Annotated in this window: 8 protein-coding genes; 5 read left to right on the top strand and 3 right to left on the bottom strand. The window is 73.5% G+C overall.

What is annotated here, in order from left to right; translation table 11 throughout:
* Window positions 1–1,408 (bottom strand): aldehyde dehydrogenase family protein (locus ACFWW9_RS44760; protein WP_390389520.1); only part of this gene is annotated, 1,408 nt, incomplete at its 3' end.
* Between the two features lie 5 nt (window positions 1,409–1,413).
* Complete coding sequence (locus tag ACFWW9_RS44755; RefSeq protein WP_390389517.1) at window positions 1,414–2,283, bottom strand: transketolase; 870 nt, start codon at window positions 2,281–2,283, stop codon at window positions 1,414–1,416.
* A gap of 143 nt (window positions 2,284–2,426) precedes the next feature.
* On the opposite strand from ACFWW9_RS44755, the gene ACFWW9_RS44750 reads away from it, so the two are divergent.
* Genes ACFWW9_RS44750 through ACFWW9_RS44740 form a run of 3 tightly spaced genes read left to right on the top strand, consistent with a single transcriptional unit; the run spans window position 2,427 to window position 5,691 of the window.
* Window positions 2,427–3,452, top strand: coding sequence for a transketolase family protein (locus ACFWW9_RS44750; protein ID WP_390389516.1), 1,026 nt, complete (start codon window positions 2,427–2,429; stop codon window positions 3,450–3,452).
* Between the two features lie 29 nt (window positions 3,453–3,481).
* Window positions 3,482–4,813, top strand: a complete 1,332-nt coding sequence (locus tag ACFWW9_RS44745; RefSeq protein ID WP_390389514.1) for a M24 family metallopeptidase — start codon at window positions 3,482–3,484, stop codon at window positions 4,811–4,813.
* Window positions 4,810–5,691, top strand: a complete 882-nt coding sequence (locus ACFWW9_RS44740) for an NAD(P)-dependent oxidoreductase (RefSeq protein ID WP_390389513.1) — start codon at window positions 4,810–4,812, stop codon at window positions 5,689–5,691. Before ACFWW9_RS44745 ends, ACFWW9_RS44740 begins: the two co-directional genes overlap by 4 nt.
* 4 nt (window positions 5,692–5,695) lie before the next feature.
* Here the strand turns inward: ACFWW9_RS44740 and ACFWW9_RS44735 are convergent, their stop codons facing one another.
* A complete protein-coding gene (locus ACFWW9_RS44735; protein ID WP_390389510.1) occupies window positions 5,696–6,604 on the bottom strand; it encodes a LysR family transcriptional regulator in 909 nt (302 codons plus the stop codon).
* 71 nt (window positions 6,605–6,675) lie between these two features.
* Here ACFWW9_RS44735 and ACFWW9_RS44730 point away from each other — a divergent pair, with 71 nt between their 5' ends.
* The gene (locus ACFWW9_RS44730) at window positions 6,676–7,728 is read left to right on the top strand and encodes a TDT family transporter (RefSeq protein ID WP_390389508.1); all 1,053 of its coding nucleotides are present in this window, start codon (window positions 6,676–6,678) and stop codon (window positions 7,726–7,728) included.
* A 115-nt stretch (window positions 7,729–7,843) separates the two neighbouring features.
* Complete coding sequence (crcB, locus tag ACFWW9_RS44725) at window positions 7,844–8,284, top strand: fluoride efflux transporter CrcB (protein WP_390389506.1); 441 nt, start codon at window positions 7,844–7,846, stop codon at window positions 8,282–8,284.
* Window positions 8,285–8,407: the final 123 nt, after the last annotated feature.

Genomic DNA, 8,407 nt, shown 5'->3' with positions numbered 1-8,407 from the left:
GCCGCAGCTCGGTCATCTCCTCCATGGCGTAGCGCGGGCCCTCCCGCGTGTTGCCGGAGTCCTTGACGCCGCCGTAGGGCTGCTGGTCGGCGCGGGCGGTCGGCACCTCGTTGACGAACACGCTGCCGTAGTGCAGCTTCCTGGTGGCGCGCAGGGCTTTGCCGAGGTCGCGGGTGAACACGCCCGCGTTGAGGCCGAAGTCGGAGTCGTTGGCCATCTCGATCGCCTCGTCGAAGTCGGTGAACTCGGTGACCGTGACGACGGGCCCGAACACCTCCTGGCACTGCACGTCCATCGTCCGCGTCACCCCGGTCAGCACGGTCGGCGTGACGGCGTTGCCGACGCGCTCCCCGCCCGCCACCACGGTCGCGCCGCCCGCCTCGGCCTCCCGGACCCACCGCAGCACGCGGACGGCGTCCCCCGGACTGATCAACGCCGACACGTCGGTGCGCTCGTCGTGCGGATCGCCCACCACGAGCTCGCCCACGCCGTCGACCAGCGCCGCCAGGAACGGCCCGGCGACGTCGTGGTGCACGAAGATCCGCTGGGTGGACACGCAGGACTGTCCCGATTGGACGAAGCCGGCGACCGCCGCCTTGGCCGCGGCCGTCTCCCAATCGCTGTCGGCGTCCACGATGAGCGGCGCGTTGGACCCGAGTTCCAGCCCCACCTTCTTGCGGTGCGCCGCCGCCGCGATCCCCCAGCCCACCTCGGGCGAGCCGGTGAAGGTCACGTAGTCGACGTCCGGGTGGACCGCCAACGGCCCGCCGACCTGGGCGCCGCCGCCGGGGACCACGTTCAACCACCCCGGCGGCAGGCCCGCGTCGGTCAGCAACCGGGCCAGCAGCAGCGAGGACACCGGGGTCTGCGAGGCGGGCTTGAGCACGACCGGGCAGCCCACCGCGATGGCGGGCGCGACCTTGTGCACCACCAGGTTCAGCGGGAAGTTGAACGGGGCGATGGCCGCGACGACCCCGATCGGCACGCGGACGGTAAACGCGATCTTGCCCTGGCCCGCCGCGACCGCGTCGACCGGAACCGTCTCACCGGCGTGCGTGCGCGCCTCGGCCGCGGCGAACGCCAGGGTGTCGCAGCTGCGCCGGACCTCGACGCGCGCCGCCTTGATCGGCTTCGCGCACTCGTCGGCGATCACCCGCGCGAACTCCTCCGCCCGCTCGGCCAGCAGCCGGGCCGCCGTCTCGAGGATCCGGATGCGCTCGGCCCTCGGCAGGTCGTCGCGGTCGAGCGCCGCGCGGGCGGCGACCACGGCCCGGTCCACGTCCTTCGCACCGCCGACGGGGACCTCGGCGACGACCGCGCCGTCGTAGGGCGAGTGGATCACCGTCCGCCCGTGCTCCCCGTCGTGGCTCCACTCGCCGTCGACGAGCATGGCGTAGGACTTCGTCACGCCGGTCACTCCCCTTTCACCCCAACGGTTCGCACGGGCGCGGCCGTGCGCTCGGCTTCGTCGAGCAGGACTCGGGCGCGGTCCACCTGGTCCGCGCTCACCTTCAGGAAGTGGCCGTCCGCCTCGTCCGGGATGACGTCGGCCAGGCCGGACAGCGTCCACGTGGACGCGATCACGATCCCCGGCCGGGGATCGGCGCGGACCTCCTCCACGGCGGCGCGCAGCGCGGCCACGTCGTGGCCGTCGACCGCCACCACGGCCCAGCCGAAGGCCCGCCACTTGTCCGGCACGGGTTCGAGGGTGGTCACCGACTCGGTGGCCCCGTCGACCTGGCTGTTGTTGCGGTCCAGCACGACGGTGAGCCCGGAAAGGCCGTGGTGCGCGGCGAACAGCGCCGCCTCCCACACCTGGCCCTCCTCCATCTCGCCGTCGCTGAGGAAGGCGTACGTGCGCCTCCCCGTGGCCTGGAGCCGCTGCGCCAGCGCGATCCCGGCCGCCACCGACAGTCCCTGGCCCAGTGAGCCGCAGGTAGCGGCGAGGCCGGGGGTCCGCTCGGTGCCGATGGCCTCGAGCCTGCCGCCGTCGTCGCCGTACGTCGCCAGCTCGGCTTCGTCGAGCAGGCCGATCTCGGCGCACGCCGCGTAGTGGGTGATGGCGTAGTGCCCCGGCGACAGGACGAGCCGGTCGACGTCGGGGTCCAGCGCGTCGCCGTAGAGGACGGCGGCGATCTCGGCGCTGGACAGCGCCTGCCCGAGGTAGCCGAACCCCTCCTTCGCGACCATGTCGAGCGCGTGGCGGCGGACGCGCCAGGCCATCCGCCTCAGGTCCTCGTCGGACCGGCGGCGGGAGCTGCGGGTCACGGCGGTTCGCGTCATGGGTTCCTCCGCCAAATTGGCCAATTGGCTTAGCCACTTCATCCTGACTCCGTGCCAGCGGCGTGTCAACGCCCAGGCCTTGACACGCCGCCGCGCGCGGGCATCAAATTGGCTATGCCACCTGACCACATTCGGGAGATGCCGTGATCACCGCGCCGCCGTACGCCACCGTCACGAAGCCGTACGGCCGGGCGCTGGTCGCCTACGCCCTCGACCACCCGGAGGTCGTGTGCCTCGGGGCCGACCTGACCCGGCAGACCGAGACCGACGCCTTCCGCGACCACCCCGACCTCGGCGCGCGGTTCGTCAACGGCGGCATGGCCGAGCAGAACGTCGTGGGCGTGGCCTCCGGCCTGGCCAGGGAGGGCCACACGGTCTTCGTCAACACCTTCGGCGTCTTCGCGACCCGCCGCCCGTACGAGCAGGTGGCGATGCAGGTCGCCTACCCGGCGCTGAACGTGAAGCTGGTCGGCTTCATGCCCGGCCTGTCCTCCCCCGGCGGTCCCAGCCACCAGGCCATCGACGACGTGGCGCTCATGCGGGCCCTGCCGAACATGACCGTGGTGGACGTCGCCGACGCGAGCGAGGTCGCCCAGGCCGTCGCGGCGGTCGCCGAGCGCCCCGGCCCGGTCTACCTGCGCCTCAAGCGCGGCGAGATCCCCGCCGTCTTCGAGCCCGGCCACGTGCTCGACCTGGACCGGATCGCCGTGGTGGACCCGGATCCACGACCGTCCACACCGGACGCAGTTGTGTTCGCGAGCGGTATGATGCTGCCCGCCGCCCTGCGTGCCGCGACGACCCTGCGCGCGGCGGGGGTCGTCGTCCACGTGGCCAACGTGACCACGATCAAGCCGCTCGACGCGGACACCGTCCGCACCCTGGCGGGCGCGGCGCACTGCGTGGTGACCGCCGAGAACCACTCGGTGATCGGCGGTCTGGGCAGCGCGGTCGCCGAGGTGCTCGCCGAAGCCGGGCTCGGCCGTCCGCTGCGCCGCGTCGGCGTGCACGACGAGTTCGGCGCGGCGGCCACCGCCCGCTCGCTGTTCCTCCGCTACGGCCTGTCCGCGCGGCACGTCGTCGACGCGGTGTGGGACGCGGCGGCCCTGCCCGGCTCACCTCCGACCACCGAGGAGGTCGCCGAGGTCGCGGGCGCCTTCTCCCCGGTGTAACCCCTTCCGTCCACAAAGGAGTGCGACCCATGACCTCGATCAAAGCCCAGCCGTGGACGCCCAGCGCGGCCGCCACAGACCCCACCCCGATCGCCTCGCCCGGCACGTTCCTCAGCGTCGACTGGGAGAACCGGGTGAACTACTCCCGCCTGCGGGAGCAACGCCTGGCCCGCGCGCTCGCCGAACTCGAGCGGAGCGACCTCGGCGCGCTCCTGCTCTACGACATGAACAACATCCGCTACACCACGGGCACGCACATCGGGAACTGGGCGCGCGACAAGCTGTTCCGCGCCACCCTGCTCGTGCGGGGCCACGCGCCGATCCTGTGGGACATCGGGTCGTCGGCGAAGCTGCACCGCGAGCACCTGACGTGGCTGCCGGAGGAGAGCTGGCGCGCGGGTCTGTCGACGTGGCGCGGCGCGATCGACACCGAGGTCGGCGTGGAGGCGGGCAACGCGCGCAAGATCGCCGCCGTGCTGCGGGAGCACGGGCTGCACAACGATCCGCTGGGCATCGACGTCGTGGAGCTGCCGCAACTGCGCGCCCTGGAGGCGGAGGGCCTGCACGTCGTGGACGGGCAGGCGGTGATGATGCGCGCCCGGCAGATCAAGACCGTCGACGAGATCGCGCTGCTCGACCAGTCCGCCGGGCTCGTGGACGCCGCCTACGAGAAGCTCTACCGGTTCCTCCAGGTCGGGGTGAAGGAGAACGAGGCCGTCGCCCTGGTCAACAAGACCCTCTACGAGCTGGGCAGCGAGGAGGTCGAGGCGGTCAACGCGATCTCCGGCGGCCGGTGCAGCCCGCATCCGCACGTGTTCAGCGACCGGATGATCCGGCCGGGAGACACCGCGTACTTCGACATCGTGCACTCCTTCCAGGGCTACCGGACCTGCTACTACCGCACGATGAACGTCGGCAGCGCGAAGCCCGCGGAGCGCGACGCGTACCGGCGGGCGCGCGAGGCCATCGACCAGGCCATCGCCGTGGTCCGGCCGGGGGCCAGCAGCGCCGACGTCGTCGCCTCCTTCCCCACCGCGCAGGACATCGGCTTCGCCAGCGAGGAGGAGGCGTTCGGCCTCCAGTACGCCCACGGCGTGGGCCTGTCGGTGTGGGAGAAGCCGCTGATGAGCCGCTACCACTCGTTCGACCACCCCGTGGAGATCCAGGAGGGCATGGTGTTCGCGCTGGAGACCTACTGGCCCACCGCCGACGGCACGTCCGCGGCCCGCATCGAGGAGGAGGTCGTCGTGGAGGAGGACGGCGCACGGGTCATCACCCGCTTCCCCGCCGACGAGCTGCTGGTCGCCGGGACCCGGTACTGGAACGGCGTGACCCTGCCGACCGCCGGGGCGACCTCGTGACCACGTCGGTGGGCTTCGTCGGGATCGGGCACATGGGCGAGCCGATGGCAGATCGGCTGCTGGACGGACCGTGGGAGCTGCGGGTGGTCAGCCGGACCGCGGCCAAGGCCGACCGGCTGGTCGCGCGCGGGGCGAAACGGGCCTGGTCCCTTGCCGACCTCGCCGACTGCGACGTGGTGATCACCATGCTGGGCACCGACGACGACCTGCGGACCGTCGTCGACGGGTTCCTCGCGCACGACCGGCTCCCCGGCCTGCTGGTCGACTGCTCGACCGTCTCGGCGGAGGTGTCCCTGGAGGTGCTCGCGCGGCTCCAGGAGCGGGGCGGCGACCTGCTCGCCGCGCCGGTCGCGGGCGGCCCGTCGGTGATCGCGGGCGGTGGCCTGGCGATGATCGTCAGCGGCACGCGGTCGGCGTTCGACCGGGTGCGCCCGGTGCTCGCCGCGATGGCCCCGAGGCTGGTCCACACCGGTCCCGGCGCGCTCAGCAGGCACGTCAAGATCCTGCACAACCTGGTGGCGGCGGTGCTCCTGCACTCGCTGGCCGAGGTCGGCGTCCTGGCGGAGGCGGCGGGGATCCACCGGACCGACGTGCTGGACTTCATCGGCGCGGGCGCGCTGGGCAGCCGGTTCGTCGACTACAAGGCGAAAGCCATGGCCTCGCTGGACTTCACCCCGGCCATCGCCGCGCCGCTGCTGCTCAAGGACGTCGACCTGGGACTCGCCCTCGCGCGGACCCACGGCGTCACCCTCGACCTCACACCCGTGACGCGCGGGGCGTTGGCGCGGCTGGTCGAGCACGGTCACGGAGACCTCGACGCGGCGGCACTCCTGCTCGACATCGCCGCGGCCAACGGCGTCGCGCTCGATCCCGGCTGACCGCTCAGCCGCGCGTCGCGATGGCCAGCAGGTCGCGGGCCGGTCCCCGCAGGGACTGGCCGCTGGGCCACACCGCGCGCAGCCGCCGGGTCAGGTCCAGGCCCGCGATCGGGACGCGCACCAGCGCGCCCGTCGCGAGTTCGCCGACCACGGCGTAGGTGCTCAGCACCGCGGGACCGATGCCGCCGATCACGGCCGACTTGATCGCGGTGGGCGAGGACACCTCCAGCAGCGGGGCGGCGACCGCGCCGCCGTCCTGCTCGCGCACGGCGGCCTCCAACGCCTCACGCGCTCCCGAGCCCGGCAGGCAGCTGACCAGCGGTGTCGTCGCCAGGTCCGCCGCACGGGCCTGGCGACGGCGGGTGGCCCACGGGTGGTCGGGGGCCACCACGAGCACCAGTTCGTCACGGGCGACCTCGCACGCCCGCAGCCCCGACGGCACGGCGGGGCCTTCGAGGAACCCGATCTCCGCAGCGCCTGACAGGACCCGGCCGGCGATCTCCTCGGAGCCGCCGGAACTGAGGGCGACCGAGGTGTCCGGGTCGACCTTCCGCAACGCGACCAGCCACCCCGGCAGGAGGTACTCGGCCACCGTCACGGCGGCGGCGATCCGGACCTGGCTGTCGCGGCCCCCGCGCAGCGCGGCGATGCCCGCCTCCAGGTCGGCCGCGCCGTCGAGCGCGGACCGGGCCCAGCTCACGACCAGCTCCCCCGCGGCCGTCAGGGTCGCGCCCCGCGCGAGGCGCTCCAGCAGCGGGACGCCGACGTGGTCCTCCAGCAGCCGCAGCCGGGCGCTCGCCGCGGGCTGCGACAGGCCGTGCGCGCGGGCGGCGCGACCGATGCTGCCCAACTCGGCGACGCTGCGCAGCAGGTCGAAGCTGGTCAGGTCGGCGACCCGAGGGGACAGGGGCATAACCCCAGCCTATGCCTCCATCGGCGATCGGGGTCTACTCCGGCGGCCGGACCGGACGGAGAGTCACGGCCATGACGATCACGCTCGCCCCCGCCCCACCGCGGACCGCGTTCGGCCCGAACTGGTTCACCTCGGTCATGGGCACCGGGATCGTCGCCAACGCCGCCGCCACCCTGGGGGTGCCCGGCCTGCGCGGCGCGGCCACGGTCGTCTGGGCGGGTGCCGCGGTCCTGCTGGTCGTGCTCTGCGTGACCTGGGCCCGGCGGTGGCGCGAGGTTCCCGCGGACGATCCCGTGCCGGCCCAGTTCTGGGGAGCCCCGCCGATCGCCCTGGTGACCGTCGGAGCGGGTGCGCTGCTGCTCGGGAAGGACTGGATCGGGCTCGGTCCGGCCCTGGCCGTCGACTGGGCCCTGTGGACCGCGGGAACCGCGCTCGGCCTGGTCACGGCGGTCCGGATCCCCTACCGGATGATGACCACGCTCGACGTCGCGCCCGGCAGCGCGTTCGGTGGCTGGCTCCTGCCGGTGGTGCCGCCGATGGTGTCCGCGGCGGGCGGTGCGGCGCTGATCGGGCACCTGCCGGACGGCCAGTTCCGGGTGGGGATGCTGCTGGCGTGCGCCGCGATGGTGGGCGTGAGCGTGCTCGCCACCCTGGTCGTCCTGCCGCAGCTCTGGCAGCGGCTCGTCCAGCACAAGATCGGGGCGGCGGGCGTGCCGACGACGTGGATCGTCCTCGGCGCGCTGGGCCAGTCGATCGCGGCCGTGACCCTGCTCGGCGACGAGACCGCCGCGGTCCTGCCCGCGCCGTACGGACCGGCGGGGGCGGTGGTCGGCCTGTTCTACGGCGTCCCGGTCTGGGGTTTCGCGCTGCTGTGGCTGGCGCTGGCCGCCGCCCTCACCCTCCGCGCCGCGCGCCGGGGCCTGCCGTTCTCGGTGGCTTGGTGGAGCTTCACGTTCCCGCTCGGCGCGCTCGTGTCCGGCACCAACGCCCTGGCGACGCGGGTCCACTCCGGACTGTTCACCGGCACGGCGACCGCGCTCTACGCCCTGCTCGTCGCGGTGTGGGCGACGGTCGTGGTCCGGACGGTCCTCGCGCTGCGCCACTCGGCGGAACCGGTACAGTAGGCCGCGACGGCGGTGGGGCTCGCCGTTCCGACCTCGGAGAACCGCAGCCGGTCGGCTGCCAACAGTCCCTACTCAACTCACGGGTGAACGCTGCCCGCAGACGAGTAGGAGCCGTGTGGACATCGACCCGGACATCGACCTGCGCGAGGCCCCCGACCCTCCTCCACCGGTCGACGCGGCCCTGCTCGGCGCGATCTCCCTCGGCGGCGGTCTCGGCGCACTGGCCCGCTACGGCGTGGGCCTGCTGCTCCCGACCCCGCCGGACCGCTTCCCCTGGGGCACCTTCGCCATCAACGTGGTGGGCTGCTTCCTCATCGGCGTGCTGATGGTGCTGGTCACCGACGTGTGGTCCGCCCACCGCCTGGCCCGGCCGTTCCTCGGGGTCGGGATCCTCGGCGGGTTCACCACGTTCTCGACCTACGCGGTGGAGGTCCACCGCCTGCTGCACCCCGGCACGGTCGGCGTCGCGTTCGCCTACCTCGCGGGCACCGTCGTGGGGGCGCTGGCCGCCGTCACGGCCGGGGTCCGGCTCACGCGAGCGGTGGTCGGCCGATGACCGTCGTCCTGGTGTTCGCGGGAGCCGTGGTCGGCGCTCCCCTGCGCTACCTCACCGACCGCGCCGTGCAGTCCCGCCACACCAGCCTGTTCCCGTGGGGCACCCTCGGCGTCAACGTGGTCG

It is taken from the genome of Umezawaea sp. NPDC059074 (assembly GCF_042738955.1).
GTDB lineage: Bacteria > Actinomycetota > Actinomycetes > Mycobacteriales > Pseudonocardiaceae > Umezawaea.
The sequence above is the reverse complement of the archived record's forward strand: the minus strand, read 5'-3'. Positions and strand labels throughout refer to the sequence as shown.

Coding starts and splice junctions, on each gene's coding strand:
- ACFWW9_RS44755 (WP_390389517.1), bottom strand. CDS start 2,283: ATGACGCGAACCGCCGTGACCCGCAGCTCCCGCCGCCGGTCCGACGAG.
- ACFWW9_RS44745 (WP_390389514.1), top strand. CDS start 3,482: ATGACCTCGATCAAAGCCCAGCCGTGGACGCCCAGCGCGGCCGCCACA.
- ACFWW9_RS44735 (WP_390389510.1), bottom strand. CDS start 6,604: ATGCCCCTGTCCCCTCGGGTCGCCGACCTGACCAGCTTCGACCTGCTG.
- ACFWW9_RS44730 (WP_390389508.1), top strand. CDS start 6,676: ATGACGATCACGCTCGCCCCCGCCCCACCGCGGACCGCGTTCGGCCCG.